This window comes from Mycoplasmopsis columbinasalis, assembly GCF_900660705.1.
GTDB lineage: Bacteria > Bacillota_I > Bacilli_A > Mycoplasmatales > Metamycoplasmataceae > Mycoplasmopsis > Mycoplasmopsis columbinasalis.
Map to the genome: position 1 here is coordinate 117,449 of NZ_LR215043.1, position 17,012 is coordinate 134,460.

The window sequence follows — 17,012 nt, forward strand, 5'->3', positions numbered from 1 at the left end:
ATTACTTTCATCCTACATTTTAATGTTGCCAGAAGTACGTGGGTAAGGGATAACATCACGAATGTTATCAACTCCAGTAACATACATCACTAAACGTTCAAACCCTACGCCAAAACCTGCTGAACCAGCATTACCAAATTTTCTCAAGTCTAAATATCATTGCAAGTCTGCTTGCGAAATGCCAACTTCTTTGATTCTTGCTTCTAACTTATCAATGCGAACTTCCCGTTGACTACCACCAATAAGTTCGCCGATTCCAGGTACAAGTAAGTCGAAAGCGGCTACTGTTGTGTCATCATCATTTTGGTGCATGTAAAAGGCTTTGAAGGCTTTCGGGAAGTTAATCACAGCCACAGGTCCTTTGAATAGTTCTTCGGCAAGATAACGTTCGTGCTCGGTTGCTAAGTCAAGCCCGAAGTGAATGTTTTGATCTTCAAATCTTGATTTCACTTTTGCAAGTTCCGCAATCGCATCACGATAATCAATGACATTTAATTTTTGTTGGCAGAAAGCACTAAGTCGATCGAGCAAGTTAGCATCAACGTGTTCAAGTAAAAAGTTAAATTCGTGTGGGTGTTTTTCAATTGTTTTTTTGATCGCAGTTTTAAGCAAATCATCAGCAAGGTGAATCACATCGTGTAAATTGTAAAAAGCAACTTCTGGTTCAATCATTCAGAACTCAGCAGCATGTTTTTTGGTGTTAGAATGTTCCGCACGGAAAGTTGGGGCAAAAGTATAAACTTTTTTGAACCCAAGCGCATAACTTTCGGCGTGCAATTGACCAGTTACACCTAACGTGGCATTATTAGCACCAAAGAAAGGTTTCTCAGCATTAGCGTCGTTGACACTAAAAGTTTCGCCAGCACCTTCGCCGTCATTGCTAGTGATAATTGGCGCATTAAAGTATATAAAACCATTGTCAATAAAGTATTTATGCACTTCGTAAGCTAAAGTTGAACGAATTAAAAACACAGCACGTAACAAATTGGTACGATGTCTCACGTGTGGCAATTCACGTAAGGTTTCTAAGTTGATTTGTTGTTTTTGAATTGGATAATCACCACTTGCTAAACTCAAAACTGCAAATTCACTCACCACCAACTCAGCTGGTTGCGGCGCATCTGGAGTGTGCTTAAGTTCGCCAACTACGCGCACAGCTGACCCAAGGTGTAATTCGTTTGCCTGTGTCAAACTGGTTTCACCAAGCAAACTTGCTTTTAACACACATTGCAATGAATCAGTAGTTGAACCATCATTGAGTGTCACAAAACTCACTTTCAGGTTGCCCCGGTTGGAAACTACTCATGCCTTGAGTTCAATTTTTTTGCCATCAAATTTATCGATTTTTGCTAAAATATCCTTAATTCTGAGATCTTTCATTTACTCTCGCCTTTCCTTAGTTGAGTTTGAAACAAGTTTCAAACTCTTAAATTGTAATAATTAACAAATTTTATCATTTTTTTCACTTTTTTGCCGCTGAGCAAGCACTTGCTGGCGTGTTTTCTGTCTAAAAAGCAAAAAGTGCAAAGTTTACCGTGAACACAAATTCTCTAAGTTAAAAAAATCACAGCAATTTAGATTTTAGCTTTTTGTAATGACTAACAAGTTTAGCCTTTTTTCGAAAATAAAAAACGCACCAGTTGAAGGTGGGTTTTGATTGTAATTAAGCTAATTAGTTTCAATTCGAGTGGTAATTAAATCTGCAAATGACTCGGCTTTGAGTGAAGCGCCACCAATTAAAAAACCATCAATGTGTGGCATTGAGCCGAGTTTAATAATATTTTCTTGTTTGACACTCCCGCCATAAAGCACCGGACACTTGTTTTGCGTGTGTTCACGAATAATTTGACACATAGCGTTAGCTTGTTCTGGGGAAGCAGCTTGTGTACCAATTGCTCAGATTGGTTCGTAAGAAATTAATACCTTAGCAGGATCAATATCTTTGAGTGAAGTTTCTAATTGTTTAATGATTACTTCTTTGGTTTTACCGGCGTTCCGTTCTTCGATGGTTTCACCTAAACAAATCACAGGAATCATACCTGCTGCTAAAGTTTTTTTGGCTTTTGTATTAACGATAAATTCATTTTCACGGTGAAACCTACGACGTTCTGAGTGGCCAATGATTACATACTTAGTGCCTAAATCTTGAATCATAAAAGCGGGCACATCGCCTGTAAAAGCACCCTCATCAAATTCTGACACATCTTGGCTAGCAATGTATAAATTGAAAAACTCAGGCCTTTTCTCGAACAAATTGCTGTGGTTATAAAGCATAATTCGTAACGCTGGAATGTTAATAAAAGGGGTCGCAATTGCGTACTCATGCGTTTGTAACGCTTCTTTAATTGAAGGATCTAATTGCATACGTTTGTACAAAACAGCACGTAAGTCATCAACGAAATGCATTGTTTGGGTGAAAGTCTTGTGTGCCTTTCAGTTCGCCATAATAAAAAGTTTTTTCATTCGTAATCTTACTCCTTGCTAAGTAGCTCTGTAAAGGCTGCTTCGGAAAGAACTTCCACCTTTAATGCTTGAGCTTTGTCTAATTTTGAACCAGCATCTTCGCCGGCTAAGACATAAGAAGTTTTAGCAGAAACTGAAGATGCAACTTTACCACCATTTTGTTCAATGAGTGCAACAAAGTGGTCACGAGGCTGCGAAAGTTTACCAGTAATGACGAAAACTAAGTTTGCCAATTTAGTTGAAGCCAATGCTGTCGAGGGAGCTTCGTACTTTATATTTTGTTCCAATTTTGTTAAAAGTGGATAGTTTTTTTCGTTTTTGAAGTATTTTTGCAAAGAATCAAGGATTTTTGGTCCAATATTAGGAATGTTTGTGAGTTTGGAAAGATTAGGATCAGCTAAAATTTCAGTGAAATTTTTGTAGTAATTTGAAACTATTTTGGCTGCTCTCTCGCCGACATTTTTAATTCCGATAGCATAAAGCACGCGGTAGAAAGCAGTGGTTTTGCAAACAGTGTCAATGTTGGTAAGTAGGTTGTTAACTTTTTTATCTTTAAACAAAGGTAAAGCTAACAATTGTTGAGTTTTTTGTTTAAGTTCAAAGATATCGCTAATATTAGTAAGTAATTTTTCCCGGTAAAAATCTTTCACGGTGCTAAGTCCGAGGCCAACAATATTCATTGACTTACGTGAAGCGAAGTGATAAATTTGGTTGATAATGACTTCTGAACATGCTTCATTGACACAAAATTGGTCGACATTATCATCGAGTTCAACTAGAGTTTCACCACAGGATGGGCACACTAATGCTTTAGGATAATTTGTGTGGTTTTTAGGAACAACTTGACCAATGATTTTAGGAATAATTTCTCCAGCTTTGATGATTTTGACTTGATCACCAATGTCGATGTTTAAACTCTTAATGAAATTATAGTTATGTAAAGTGGCGGCTTGTACCATTGTCTGATTAAGTTCTACTGGAACTAAAGCTGCTACATAAGTTATCTTGCCAGTACGTCCAACTGTAGGTTTAATATCTAAAATGGTACTTGTTGCTACTTCAACTTCATACTTAAAAGCAATTGAGTGCTTAGGAAATTTGGCTGTGCTGCCAAGTTTTGACCAAGAAGTTAAATCATTAAGTTTAATTACCAAACCATCAGCATCATAAGGTAAAGTATTTTTTACTTCCGCAAAAGCTTCAATTTCATCAGCTAAATCTTCCACTTCAACTAACTTATTCATTGGATTAGTTGGAAGTCCAAGTTGAACTAAAAACTCAATAACTTTGTGTTGCGAAGTTAAATTGTGTTTCGGTGCATCAACTATTTCATACAAAAATGCATCTAATTTGCGATGACGCACAACTTCAGGATTAATTTGTCGCAAAGTTCCGCTGGCAGCATTTCGCGGGTTAGCGAACTCCTTTTCACCTTTTGCTGTTAATTCAGCGTTGATTGTGGCGAATTGATTTTTATTTAAATAAATTTCACCCCTGATTTCAATGTCTTGTGTATAGTCAATTAATTGGGGGATGGTTGCAATGGTTCTAACGTTGTGTGTCACATCTTCACCCTCTTGGCCATCACCACGAGTTAAAGCTTGTACTAAATAGCCATTTTTATAATGCAAAGCAATTGAAAGTCCATCAATTTTTGGTTCAATATTAAACATTATTGACTCTAGCGGGAGAATTTTTTCAATGTTCTCAACAAATTTAGTAATTTCTTCAAAGTTGTAAGCTTTGTTAAGCGAAAGCATAGGTGTTTGGTGAGCAACTTTTTGAAATTTAGTATCAACATATCCACCAACTCTTTGTGTTGGGCTAAGTGGAGAAATTAATTCTGGATATTCTGCTTCTAATTGTTCAAGTTTAAGTAAAGTTTGGTCATAAATCAAATCTGAAACACTAGGATTGTTATCTAAATAGTACTCTTTATTTCATTGATTTAACTTAGTAATAAGCTCGCTCATTTGTGCTTTGATTGTTAAATTTTGGGCTTGATTCGACATTGACACTCCTTGGGGTCTTGGTTTAAAATTGAATTTTACAAAAAATATTTCGAATTATAATTAAACTATGCCTGAAATGCCTGAAGTAATTACAGTAGTGCGCCAACTCGAACAAATTGTGTTAAATAAAACTATTACAAAAGTTGAAGTATTTTTAGATAAACTCTTAAAAAATAGTACTATTCAACAATTTGAATTGTTTGTTATCGGTGAAAAAATCACTTCAATGTCAAATGTTGGAAAGTTTATTTTATTTGAATTAACAAACGATAAATACATTATTAGTCATTTACGAATGACTGGTAAATATGCCACTTATCACAAAATGCGCCCTCGAATGCCACATGACTATGTGGTTTTTACTTTTAGTGATAATTCAACCCTATATTACAATGATGCTCGTCAATTTGGCACTTTCCACATTAAAACCAAAACTGAGCTTTTCACTACTGAACCATTGCACAAATTAGGGCAAATTCCTGCTCAAACCGATCCACACTGATTTTTCAACAAATTAGCCAAAAAGCAAGTCCCTATAAAAAGCGCTTTACTAGACCAAAATCTTGTGCTCGGCATTGGTAATATTTATGCTAACGAAGTTTTGTGAGAACTAAAAATTCATCCACTTACTCCTTGCAATCAAATTGCTTCATTCGAAACAGCTGAACAGCTTTTAACTGTTGCGCAAGCAATTATGGACAAAGCTACAGAAGAAGGCGGTTCTTCTATACAGTCTTATGCTTCATTAAATGGCAAAAAAGGAAATTATCAAAACTTTTTAAAAGTTCACACCCGTGTCAATTTACCTTGTTATCGTTGTCAAAATCCAATTGAAAAAATATATGTACAAAACCGCGGAACATATTTTTGTTCCAACTGTCAAAAATTTAAATAAATGGCATCAAATTTTTTAGATCTACATGGTTTAGACCAAATTCAAGCAATTAGCAAGGTAGTAATTTTATTAGACAACGCGCTTCGAATCAAAATTCCAGTTGTGCACATTATCACAGGTAAAGGTAATGGCGCTTTATTTACTACAGCCTTAGACTTGCTAATCAAAGAAAATTATGAATATTCAATTGAAAATCAGGGTGGTGAAATTATTGTTTTTCTTCAACGTGAATTTAAACAATATTATGTAGATGACGATGAATATTATTTCGATTACAGTGACGATGGTTACAATGTAAATGATTTGAGTAAAAAATATGAATAATTTTTTTCAAATAGAACTATGAAATAGAAACATATGTCGAATGATGAAATGAATTTTTATTTAAACTACATTATTAATAATGCTTTTTAAAAACATAATAACTATAATCAAAAAATTTATTTTTTAATCCCATTTCTCTTTTAACTCCATAAAACGAAAATTTTTAGAAAACAAATTAAATTTAACAGTACAGCAGAAAGCTAAATTACCCTAACTTAACTTTTAAATTAATTTATTTAGCAGGTGAGAATATGAAATCCAACAATGAATTGAAAAAGTTTTTTCCCTTACTAAATCAAATAGTATATTTTGATTCATCTGCAATGATGCAAAAACCCTTCCAAGTCGTTGAAGCTGGCAATGATTTTTATACCAAATATGCGGTAAGCACACGCACAAGTGAAGCAACAATTGGAATTAAAAATAAAGAAACTATTGAAAATTTGCGTTCAAAAGTTGCTAAATTACTTAATGCAAAATCAGGGGACAAAATAGTTTTTACTTCAGGCGCAACAGATTCTTTAAATAAAATCGCTTCAATGTTAGAAATTTTAATCAAAAAAGATGATCAAATTCTTTTATCAAATTACAACCATTCATCAAATATTGGTCCTTGAATTTTGCTTGCTAATAAAGTTGGCGCTAAAGTAATTTTTTCTGAAAACGTTGAAAACGACATTAATGAAAAGACAAAAATAGTTGCTTTTTCACAAGTAACAAACACATTAGAAAAGCATTTTGATATCCAAAAAATTAGAACTAAATTACAAAGAAATCAAGGTTTGATTATCAATGATGCTGCTCAAGCGATTGTAAGTGAACCGGTTGATTTACAACTTAGTGATGTTGTAGTTTTTAGCGCAAATAAATTTTACGGACCAACAGGTTTCGGAGTTTTAGCAATGCAAAAACATTTAGCTGAACAATTGCAACCAACTTTTATTGGTGGTGGCACTCTTGATGCAGTAGAAAAAGATGGAGAAATTTGTATTAATCAAGGTGTAATGAATATGGAGCCTGGAACTCCAAATCTCGGTGCCATTCATATGTTTGATGCAGCAATTGATTTTTTTAACGAACATTTAGGTTACAAAAAAACCAAAGCAACTCTTGAAGAAATTACTAAATATTTGTACAACAATTTAGCAAATATACCTAATTTACAGTTATATAACTCAAATGATAATCATATTGTTCTTTTTAATATTAAAGGAATTCCAGCTCAAGATGTTGCTCACTATTTAGCAACAAAAAACATTTATGTTCGTGCTGGAGCTTTTTGCGCTCAATATCTTAAAAATACCAGAAGTGAAAAAAGTTTTGTTCGCATTTCACTTGCAATTTATAATGACAAAACAGATTGTGACGCTTTAATAGCTGCTCTTAAGGATGGAGGTGATTTTCTTGTTGTTTAATCAAAATCAAAAACGCGAAATCATAATGAAACATTATCTTGAGCCTAAGTTTAAAGTTAGCAACGATGTTAAATTTAAGAATGAAACCAAAAAATATGGTGAAAGTTGTGGCGACTTTTTGGTAATTGAACCTCATTTCGATCAAAATAAATTAGTTGATATCAAATTTAAAGGTGAAGGCTGTGCATTTTTTATTGCTTCGACTGATATTTTGTGCGACTGACTTTTAAATAATACATTTGAGCAATACACCAATAAAATAGCAATTTATGAAAAATTGCTCACAGGAAAAACACTCTCAGATGAAGAACAAAATTTACTCGGTGAATTAATGGTCTTTGATAATGTTAAATTACATCACAACCGCCTAAACTGTTGCATGATGTTACCACGTTTACTTATTAAAAAATTTGAAGATGCCCAAAACTAAAACTATTTTTCATATTGACTGTGATTCTTTCTTTGTGAGCGCACACCGAACTATTAATCCTAGTTTAATTGGCAAACCAGTATTAATTGGAAGAAGAAATCGCCACTCAATTGCGACATCAATTAGCTATGAATTAAAAAATAAAGGGGTAAAGGTGGGCTGACCTCTTTATATGATTTTTAATGTTGAACCGAAAGCTATCGTTGTTGAGCCCGATTACAATTTATATTCTGAGTTATCGACCAAAATTTTTAATTACATAGAACAAAAATATGCTGATAAAATCGAAATTTTTTCAATCGATGAATGTTGAATTGATGTAACAAATTTTTTAGGTGAGTCAGATCCTATTACGTTAGCTTATGGCATACAAAAAGATATTGCGCAAAAATTTAAAGTTCCAATTTCAATCGGTGTTTCATACAATAAATTTTTAGCAAAAATGGCAACCAATCTAGCAAAACCGAACGGTGTACGTATGATTACACAGAAGAATTTCAAGGAATTGATTTGACCTTTGGATTTATCTGAATTTTTTGGAATTGGCAAAGCAACTTTACCAAAGTTAAATGCTATTGGAGTCTATAAAATAGGTGATTTAGCAAAACTAGAATACAATAGTCCTGAAGTTTATGCAATTATGCACACCACTGGTGATCGTATTATTAAACAAGCTCAAGGACTTGGCGACGATGACCTAAAAAGTCCGCAAAATGCTAAAAGTATTTCTGCAGATTTTACTTTTTTTCACGGTGAAATGAATAATGAAGAGGAAATTATTGATATTATCAAAACTCTTACTCGTAAAATTGTTACCAAAGCACGAAATCGTGATTATGTGACCAATTCGGTAGGTGTAACTGTTCGCAAAATGGACCGCACTTGAGATGGAAAAAATTTGAAGCTAACTGACTATACAAATGATTATGATGACATTTTAGAAAATATATTAAGAGCGTTCAATTCTTTTTGAAACGGCGAATTAATTCGTGGTGTTGGAGTAAAATTAAATCATATTTTACCAATCGAAGATGTTGGTCAGCAGTTAAAATTGTTTGAAACAAGTAGAGTAAAAACGCAAAAAATGTTACAAAAAATGCAAGTTAATGAACAAGTAACAAAAGTTAAACAAGTAATTCGTGGTTTAAATCGCCAAAGTAATGACAAAATATTTTTAACTGGAAAAGATTTCTTGCGTGATAAAACTTATAGCAAAAACAATATTAAATTCAAATCTGAAGATGAAAAAAGTAAGGAGTAAAAATGAAAATTGGTTTATTTGGCGGTTCATTTAACCCTGTGCATAAGGGACATTTAGAAATTGCGCGTTTAGCAAGTAAGCAACTAGAACTGGATCAAATCATTTTTATTCCCGCGGCCAAAAATCCTTTCAAGAAGAAACAAAGTATCGCTGATAGTCAAGATCGTATCAATATGTTGAATTTAGCACTTGCTGATGAACCTAATTTTACTGTAAGCGAATTTGAAACAAAACGTGGTGGTGTAAGTTACACCTTTGAAACAATTAGATACTTTAGGCAAAAGTTCCCAAACGATCAGCTTTTCTTCTTAATGGGTTCAGATTTACTACCTAAACTTAATAAATGAGAATATATTGAAGAAATTGCTGCAAACTGTCAACTTGTTGCTTTTCGTCGTTCTAAACAAATTAATCGCATCAATGCCAAGCGTTTTAATGTAATTTTGCTTAAAAACCCATTGTTCGAAGAATCTTCAACTGCGATTCGTAGTGGTCACCTTGAATATTGTGACGATAAAGTTGCTAGCTACATTGGCGCAAATTTCTTGTACGCAAAAGAAATTGTTCACAACACTTTAAAAAGATGGCCTGACCGTGCTAAACACTGTGTCCAAACAGCTGAATTTGCTGTGAAACTCGCACAAGCAACTAATTACAGCGTTAAGAAAGCATATTTTACTGGTTTATTTCATGATATTTGTAAGTATGTTGAAGGTGAAGTGGCAGTCGAATTTTTAGCACGATTTATGCCGCTTAGTCAAGCCAAAAGTATCAAGAAACACGAGTATCATCAGTTAGTTGGTTATTATTGGTTGAAACATGTTTACAAGTTGTCTGATGAAGACATTTTGCACGCTATTAAAATTCATACCACGATGGCAATTGATATGTCAATACTCGATAAAATTTTATTTGTTGCAGACAAAATTTGCGAGGGCAGACGTTGACCCGGTATTCAGAAACTTAGAAAGCTTGCGCTTGAAGACTTCGAAGCCGGGTTTGTAGCTGTGGTGCGAGCTAATTATGAATTTAACCTTGCTAAGGGAGTTGTTTTTGATGAACCAACACAAAGAATCTATGATCACTGACTTAAACAAAACTAGGTTACAAAAATTAATTGCAGCTAGTGGCTATTGTTCGCGACGCGAAGCAGAAAAACTAATTCAACAAGGGAAAGTACGCATAAACGGTCAAGTCGCACCCCTTGGAAGTTTAGCAACTAGTGCTGATCTAATCACCATTAACAACCAGCCTTTAGACTTGGAACCACCACAATTAGTTTACATTTTATTAAACAAACCACCAAAAACAATTACCACAGCACGTGACCCACAGAAAAGAACAACTGTTGTTGATTTAATTGATACTAGTTTACGTATAGTACCTGTAGGTAGGCTTGATTACGATACAACCGGTGCTTTGCTCTTAACTAATGACCTTAAATTAGTTAACCAATTAACACACCCAAAATATGAAATTCAACGCATATATCGTGCACGCCTTGATGCGCCATTAACTCGCAGAGAATTAATCCAAATTAACAAAGGGATTCTAGTTAATGGTAAAATTTCTCACCAACTTGTACAGCAAGTTGATCAGAAGTCATACTTAGTTACTCTGCACGTAGGTTCTTATCACCATGTCAAACTTTTGTTTGCACACTTCGAACGAAAAGTACTAACTTTAAAAAGAATTCAGTATGCGAATTTAACGATTCAAAATTTACCAATTGGCGCTTACCGCCCACTAAAATTGAAAGAACTCAAAGACTTAAAATTCTTGGTTCGCCAACAAGAAGCACGACTTCAAACTAAAGAACAACCAACGCATGAAAAGTAAATGAAAATGATTAACCTTCACACCTGTACCTCTAGTCTTGAGCACAGTTAGCTGCTCAAGTAGTTTTTATCAACTAGAACAAACACTTAAAGTTACTTTTAGCATTGATTTTGCTAAAAACGTAGAAACTTACCAGCACAATTACCAACAAGTTACTAACTTTCTAAGCAAAGACCAAAACGAAAGCGCCTACAAATATTTACTCAAAGATTGAGCACGCGTGAACGAAATTACCAACTACTGAACGCAAAATATCAGTAACCAAAACAAGATTTCGCTCTTGTTACAACAACCTTTCGACGCTAAAGACATTGGTTATTATGCTAGTGATGGCACTTTTGTGTCGCTCAAAACCAATTTAGCCTGAGTTTTAGAAGCTATGGACCTGAATACTAACGGTTTTTTTAGCCAAGATAATTTTGCCGCTAAAATTTGAAATTTTGGTCGTTTAAATCGTGAAATTGATGAAGTTGTGCAGTCGGCGCTCACAACTTTTGAACGTACTGCCTATGGACGTTTTTATCGTACTCTCACAATCGACCCATATTTAAGTCAAGATTGACCTTTTTATCATGGCGATAAGGAAAAAACTGACATTTTGTTCACTCGTTTAAATACTGATGCAGCAAGTTTTCACACAGATTTTGTTGCGAAAATTTATGATGCTTCCAAAAGTGGAATTGATTATTCCAAACTTGGCAATGTGCTTAACCCCGATGGTACTTATGGACATGTGCACGCACTGGTAAATTTGTGACGCGAATGAACATCGATGTTTGTTGTTTACCGCGATCCACAAACTGGACAAATTATTATCAACTCTAACAACAAAGCGCAAGCAATTACTGATTTTTATCAACGGTTTATCGCCGCTAAATCTGCGCTAGGACTTACAAGCGAAAAAATTGTTATTATTAATACGCAGGTACAAGGGCAAACATTCGCTTTTGAAACATTTTTAGATAATTGACAAACTGTGATTAATCAAAACAAAGGCCCCGAGCTGTTTGTAAGTAACTATATTACTCAATTCGAAGATAGATTATTTAAACCACTAGCAGAAATGAATGCTATTGGCGCAACATTAGTGCGTAGCATTAATGAATTTGGTGTGTAGAACTTTGACAATGTCAAAGTTTTTTATTGCTTTTTTACAGCGCGTGCAAGCGCTTCGAACAAAATTCTTTGGTCAAAGTTTCAAGTACGATAACCTTCTAAACAAACTTGTCAGTATGTTTGGGTTGGCAGCGCCACAGTTGCAGCTGGATTCATCACGTAGGCGAAACATTCGATGGTTTTCATTTGAGCGTTATGTTCGAAGTTGATGCGGAAAATTTCTTTATTATAAAGGGTGGGAAAATCTTCAAACGCATCAAGTGCCTCTTGGTCACGAGGACTAATTTGGTAAATTACCACCGGAACAACAGCAGTGCTTGTTGGTGTGCAGTCAAGAGTTAAGTAAGCAGAATCAGTAAGGCGCTTAAAGTTGAGTGTGTAATTAGATAAGGTTGTTTGGCAAATAACTGTGGCATCGGGGCAAAGTTGTTGCATTTGGGTAAGATTTAAATTCGAACCATAAGCTAAGTAGTATTTCATTTTCTATTCCTTGGAGAGTATGTTTCTTTAATTATAAAAGTATAACTAGTGTTAGCTAGTTTGTGTTTTTAGTTAAAAAAAGACCTACAAACCTAAAAGCTTGATTTGTAGGTCTTTGAGTTTGTAGAAACTAATTTTAAGTTAGCACCCAAACTCTGAAGTTAAAAGTAAAGAATAAAAGTTTTAAGTAAAGTAAATTAGAAAAGTTTAATAAATGATTAAATAAAATTTCATTTTAACACAAATTTAGTGAAATTTCTAAAGGCTAAATTTGAGTGATTATTTGTTGGACTAAGAAATAATTATTTAAAGTCAACATCAACGTCGATTAAGCCAAGTGTATCCTTGTGTACTTTAGCTAATGCTGTAGTTGATTTTTCAAAAGCAGCAAGTTCGTCTTTGTTGAAACTTACCTTGCTTGGAAGGTATTCGTAACCATTTTTACCAACGATTACAGGAATTGAAGTGTAAATACCTGCGTTCTTGTATTCTTTTGGTAATTTAACACCAACATTCATTACAAGACGCTTGTCGTTAACAACAGCACTGGTAATTTCGTAAAGTGATGTACCAATACCAAATTGTGTGTTGCCCTTAAGGTTGTAAATGTAAAGACCTTCTTTAACAGTACGTACAAGTAATTCGTCTAATTCATCTTTCTTAATTACACCTGCTGAAATTAAGTCTTGAAGGTTTGAGTCACCAATTTTCATTGTTGATCATGCTACCATCGCACTTGCACCGTGTTCACCAAGTACTGATGCTTGCACTGTGTCTGCAGCAACATTCAATTTTTCACCAATGAATTTCTTCAATCTAGCTGAGTCAAGTAAAGTACCAGTTGAAATAACTCTGTGGTGAGGAATGCCTGAAGCGTATGGCAAGATAGCGGCCATCACATCACATGGGTTTGAGGCAACAACTACAACGCCAGTGAAACCGTTTTTGGTTAATTCATCACCAAAGTGTTTCATTAACTTAGCATTTTCGGCAGCAAGAGCTAAACGGTCGGTTAAGTTCTTCATAGGAATTGATGCAGTAATAATTGCAACATCAGCTCCTTTAGCGTCAGCAAAAGTACCTTTTCTGAAAGTTGAACGGTTTCTAGGCATTAATGCAACCATATCTTGTAAGTCGTGCGCGTGTGCTTCACATACGTTTTCATTTTTGTCGATGAATACGTATTCAGCTTCTAAACCACGAGTCACCGCGATTGTTGTAAATGTAATACCAACATTACCTAAGCCGATAACAACGATTTTTTTCATAAATTGATATCCTTTTTTAAATGTTTGTTTAAATAATCTGTAGAAATAACTACTACTTTTTTGAAAAGTTGATTGGTTTTTAGTTCATTTAGTAATTATTTTTTACATAAAAATTTTAACACAAAATGATGTGCGAAGGTTAAAAAGGCGCAAAGAAAAAGCCCTTTGGGGAGAGCTTTTTCATTTGATTTAAACTTGTAAAATCATCAATTAGTACAATTTTTACGCTACTACTGGCAATGCACCAACTGGGTAAATTGCATCAAAGCTTAATTTTGCAATAATTGTTCAAACAGGCATTGCTATCAACGCACCAATTGTTGATAATGTTGAAACTTCTGAAGTTAAGTTTACGTATTTGTGATTTGCTGTAACCGAGAAAATTGTACATACAGCAGCTGGTGGAGTTGCAGCAAGAAGTACAAGAAGTATTGCTGTAGAGTTACCTTTTTCCCCAAATACCCCTCCTGCTACCAAACCTAATACAACTAAGAACACTACAAGTGGTAATGTAAATAATTTACGCACCGTTGTAATTCAAACTGTAGGGTTTTTAGCAGCTTTTTTAACATCACTAACTGCAAGTGAACCACCAATTACAAGTCAAGCAAGAGGTGAAATAATCTTTGAACCAGTGTCAATTGCGTTACCTAGTGCTGGAAGTTGAATTCTAAATGTTTCTCAATAAGTACCAGAGGCTAATTTAGGTTCTACTGTAGAAAGAGTGTATGGATGTTTTGCTGAGTATGCAGCATTAGCCACAAATTTAGTATCTGCACCTGGAATAAATTGAATTGCTCATAAAAGCAATGAAACATAAAGACAAATCATCATTGGGCTAAATACTTGTTTTAAGATATTTTTAGCATTCTTTTTACTGAATTTGTCTCCACTGTAAATAAGTGGCAAGAATCCAAACGCGCCAATCATATATGGCAAGTTTCAAACTTGAAGAAGAGCTCTGGCGTATTCGTCAAATACAACTCCTTTCATTGCGTCTACTATTGGAACCGCAAAAAATTGCAATGAACCATAAGCGATCATAGCTTGAATAGCCATTAATTTTTGTCTATAATCAACAAGGTAAGCTTCTCTAAATCTTTCAAAAGTTTCCAAGTTACCTGGATTTTTTTCTTGGGTTCTCTTGAATAAAGCTTCGGCTTGTCTATTAATAAATTTAGGAACCATACGAGGGAAAAAGTTAGCGACTAAATATGCTAACGTGTGGAAAATCAAGTAGAATGCAAGTGAAAGTCCGAGCACCACTCCAACTTGTTTTGCAAGGTCTTTGTTTGCAGCAGCCATAAACGCGCTAATAGTTAAAAATGGAAGCGCAAACTCTAATGTAAACTTGGCAAGTTTTCCATTAATTTCACGCGTAAAGATACCTTTTTTTGTTACATAATAACCAATTAAAATAAACATAAGGGTAACAATAACTGCCCCTCACATTCCTTGCGCGGTTATTAGTCCTTTAAAATTGTCTCACGGTGTTGATGTTGTCATTTTGTCCTTTATGTAAAAATGATAAAAATCTATTCAACAAATATATCAAGGTTATTATCTGACATTGACTCTAACCAATAAAATTATAAAGGGTAAGATTGTTTTTTGGGTTAAATGCTCCGTTTTTGTGAAAATACGAACAATTAATTTTCAATTAAGGACAAATTTCGTAATTTTTCTTTAATAGTATTCAAGCTTTCCGTGTGTTAAAATTTCACAATAAAATGATGTAAAAAGGAACAAAATGAAAATATATGCAGATACTGCTAATGAAGATTTTGCACTAATTCTCTTTGACGAAAATAATAACTGTATTAAACAAACAATCATTGTAAATGCTCCAAAAAAGGTTCATTTATTAGTTGATGAATTTAACAAATTAGTTAACGAAACAAACACAAAAATTAGCGAAATTTTAGAATTTTATTTGAATTTAGGACCTGGTTATTTTACAGGAGTCAGAACAGCATTAACCTTTCTAAGAACAATGGCAACAATCCTGAAAAAACCTATGTTTACTATTAGTACTTTTGAAATTTTGCAACACCAAAACCCGCAAAAGAAAAATTTTTATTTAAATGCATCTGGTAACAAAATGTACCAATTTTGTAATGAAAATGTTTTTGACGCGCAAAACATAAAAGTTGTTGCTCATGACAATGAAATGCAAACCGACAAAGTGGACTGGCTTCATTTTTGTTCGCATTTCAGTGCGTATCAAAAATTATTTAAAAAATACAATTATCAAGATTTAATCAAAATCGAACCTTATTACATCAAAAAGCCGCAAATCGGAGCGCAAAAATCAATAAAGGACTAATTATATGATAAAAATTTTACTGGCGGGGACACCTGAATTTGCTGTTCCTATTTTTGAAAAAATCATTCAAAATTTCCACGTTGTTGGAATCGTTTCACAACCAGATCGCCCTGCGAATCGAGGACACAAAACCTTACCAACTCCAACCAAATTACTTGCGCAAAAATATAATATTCCTTGTTTCCAACCTGAAAAAATTGGCCAAATTAAGGATGAATTAAGTCAACTGAACTATGACTATTTCATTACCGCTGCTTTTGGACAATTTGTGCCAGCTAGTATTTTGAAATTAGCAAAAAAATATAATCTCAACGTTCATGGTTCGCTTTTACCAAAATATCGGGGCGCAGCGCCCATTCAGCACTCATTATTAAATGGAGATAAAATTACCGGTATTTCAATTATGGAAATGATTCTCGAAATGGATGCTGGTGATGTTTTTACTACTTTGCACTATCAAATCAAACCACGAGATGTTGCAAGCGATGTTTTTACTCAATTGAGTAACTTAACTGCTCAAAATATTGTTGAGATTATTAACAAAATTAACCATGGGATTTATCAAAAAGTTCCACAAGAGAGTGCGAAGGTAACGCTCGCACCAAAATTGCTGAAAGAGCAAGCTTTCTTAGAAAATTCTTTGACTTGTGAACAAGCAATTAATAAAATTCGAGCCTTCGCAACAACTCCTGGAGCTTATGTTTTAGGAACAAAGGGAGAAAGAATTAAAATTTTCTTTGCTACCACAACGCCGACTAAAAATGCGATTGTAATCAAATGTGCCGACGGCGAAATTTATGGTATTGATTATCAGTATGAAAGTCGTAACAGAGTAATTTTAGGTTAACTTTAGAATAAAAAAAATGACGAATACTATTGCGAAATAGGTATGTTCGTCATTTTTACTTTGTTGGATTTACAGCTCACATTGATTATTTTTTCTCATATTTTGCGTTAGTCATCGAACGCATCACAGCTTTAATTTGCGTTTCGGAAGCTTTTCGTCCCATTTGCGCATACATTGCACGAATCATTTTTTCAGTTACTGGGGGGTTTTCTTTAATTTGCTTTTCAAAACTTTTTCTAGCACCAATGAAAGCAGTAATAGCACCTACAATTAAACATACAATTGCCACAGCAATAATGATGCCGATTCATCCTCCTGTTGACATTTAACTCCTTT

Annotated in this window: 17 protein-coding genes; 10 read left to right on the forward strand and 7 right to left on the reverse strand. The window is 34.2% G+C overall.

Annotated elements, in window-relative coordinates; genetic code table 4:
- Positions 1–12: 12 nt before the first annotated feature.
- The 3 genes from asnS to ligA all read right to left on the reverse strand — a co-directional run bounded on the left by asnS (position 13) and on the right by ligA (position 4,475).
- Entirely contained in the window at positions 13–1,380 is a 1,368-nt protein-coding gene (asnS, locus tag EXC55_RS00340) for an asparagine--tRNA ligase (RefSeq protein WP_129622716.1), read from the reverse strand.
- A 288-nt stretch (positions 1,381–1,668) separates the two neighbouring features.
- On the reverse strand, positions 1,669–2,463 hold the full coding sequence (gene tpiA / locus EXC55_RS00345; protein ID WP_129622717.1) for a triose-phosphate isomerase: 795 nt from the start codon (positions 2,461–2,463) through the stop codon (positions 1,669–1,671).
- Positions 2,464–2,471: 8 nt separating this feature from the next.
- Positions 2,472–4,475, reverse strand: coding sequence for an NAD-dependent DNA ligase LigA (gene ligA / locus EXC55_RS00350; protein ID WP_129622718.1), 2,004 nt, complete (start codon positions 4,473–4,475; stop codon positions 2,472–2,474).
- Positions 4,476–4,542: 67 nt separating this feature from the next.
- Between ligA and mutM the strand changes: the two genes are divergently transcribed.
- The 8 genes from mutM to EXC55_RS00390 all read left to right on the forward strand — a co-directional run bounded on the left by mutM (position 4,543) and on the right by EXC55_RS00390 (position 11,756).
- Positions 4,543–5,370: a DNA-formamidopyrimidine glycosylase gene (gene mutM, locus EXC55_RS00355; RefSeq protein ID WP_129622719.1), complete on the forward strand. Its 828-nt coding sequence runs from the start codon at positions 4,543–4,545 to the stop codon at positions 5,368–5,370.
- The gene (locus tag EXC55_RS00360; protein ID WP_129622720.1) at positions 5,371–5,694 is read left to right on the forward strand and encodes a Smr/MutS family protein; all 324 of its coding nucleotides are present in this window, start codon (positions 5,371–5,373) and stop codon (positions 5,692–5,694) included.
- A 251-nt stretch (positions 5,695–5,945) separates the two neighbouring features.
- Positions 5,946–7,109, forward strand: a complete 1,164-nt coding sequence (locus EXC55_RS00365) for an aminotransferase class V-fold PLP-dependent enzyme (RefSeq protein WP_129622721.1) — start codon at positions 5,946–5,948, stop codon at positions 7,107–7,109.
- Positions 7,090–7,539 (forward strand): iron-sulfur cluster assembly scaffold protein, encoded by a 450-nt coding sequence (locus EXC55_RS00370; RefSeq protein WP_223211670.1) that lies wholly within the window; start codon positions 7,090–7,092, stop codon positions 7,537–7,539. The genes EXC55_RS00365 and EXC55_RS00370 overlap by 20 nt, the downstream gene beginning before the upstream one ends.
- Complete coding sequence (locus tag EXC55_RS00375) at positions 7,526–8,800, forward strand: Y-family DNA polymerase (protein WP_129622722.1); 1,275 nt, start codon at positions 7,526–7,528, stop codon at positions 8,798–8,800. Before EXC55_RS00370 ends, EXC55_RS00375 begins: the two co-directional genes overlap by 14 nt.
- 2 nt (positions 8,801–8,802) lie before the next feature.
- Positions 8,803–9,903 (forward strand): nicotinate-nucleotide adenylyltransferase, encoded by a 1,101-nt coding sequence (locus EXC55_RS00380; protein ID WP_129622723.1) that lies wholly within the window; start codon positions 8,803–8,805, stop codon positions 9,901–9,903.
- Positions 9,857–10,639 (forward strand): pseudouridine synthase, encoded by a 783-nt coding sequence (locus EXC55_RS00385; protein WP_223211671.1) that lies wholly within the window; start codon positions 9,857–9,859, stop codon positions 10,637–10,639. The genes EXC55_RS00380 and EXC55_RS00385 overlap by 47 nt, the downstream gene beginning before the upstream one ends.
- Entirely contained in the window at positions 10,629–11,756 is a 1,128-nt protein-coding gene (locus tag EXC55_RS00390; RefSeq protein ID WP_129622724.1) for an MAG0770 family lipoprotein, read from the forward strand. The genes EXC55_RS00385 and EXC55_RS00390 overlap by 11 nt, the downstream gene beginning before the upstream one ends.
- 23 nt (positions 11,757–11,779) lie before the next feature.
- On the opposite strand, the gene EXC55_RS00395 is transcribed toward EXC55_RS00390, so the two are convergent.
- The 3 genes from EXC55_RS00395 to EXC55_RS00405 form a co-directional block, all read right to left on the reverse strand.
- On the reverse strand, positions 11,780–12,235 hold the full coding sequence (locus tag EXC55_RS00395; protein ID WP_129622725.1) for a gamma-glutamylcyclotransferase family protein: 456 nt from the start codon (positions 12,233–12,235) through the stop codon (positions 11,780–11,782).
- Positions 12,236–12,537: 302 nt separating this feature from the next.
- Positions 12,538–13,503 carry a lactate/malate family dehydrogenase gene (locus EXC55_RS00400; protein ID WP_129622726.1) on the reverse strand — a complete coding sequence of 322 codons (966 nt, stop codon included), beginning with the start codon at positions 13,501–13,503 and terminating at the stop codon, positions 12,538–12,540.
- A gap of 222 nt (positions 13,504–13,725) precedes the next feature.
- Complete coding sequence (locus tag EXC55_RS00405; protein WP_129622727.1) at positions 13,726–15,009, reverse strand: AEC family transporter; 1,284 nt, start codon at positions 15,007–15,009, stop codon at positions 13,726–13,728.
- A gap of 244 nt (positions 15,010–15,253) precedes the next feature.
- Between EXC55_RS00405 and tsaB the strand changes: the two genes are divergently transcribed.
- Together tsaB and fmt are read left to right on the forward strand one after the other, a co-directional pair.
- Positions 15,254–15,829 (forward strand): tRNA (adenosine(37)-N6)-threonylcarbamoyltransferase complex dimerization subunit type 1 TsaB, encoded by a 576-nt coding sequence (gene tsaB, locus EXC55_RS00410; RefSeq protein WP_129622728.1) that lies wholly within the window; start codon positions 15,254–15,256, stop codon positions 15,827–15,829.
- 4 nt (positions 15,830–15,833) lie between these two features.
- Positions 15,834–16,676 (forward strand): methionyl-tRNA formyltransferase, encoded by an 843-nt coding sequence (gene fmt / locus EXC55_RS00415; protein WP_197722267.1) that lies wholly within the window; start codon positions 15,834–15,836, stop codon positions 16,674–16,676.
- Positions 16,677–16,761: 85 nt separating this feature from the next.
- Here fmt and EXC55_RS00420 read toward each other — a convergent pair whose 3' ends face one another.
- Positions 16,762–17,001, reverse strand: coding sequence for a YneF family protein (locus tag EXC55_RS00420; protein ID WP_129622729.1), 240 nt, complete (start codon positions 16,999–17,001; stop codon positions 16,762–16,764).
- Positions 17,002–17,012: the final 11 nt, after the last annotated feature.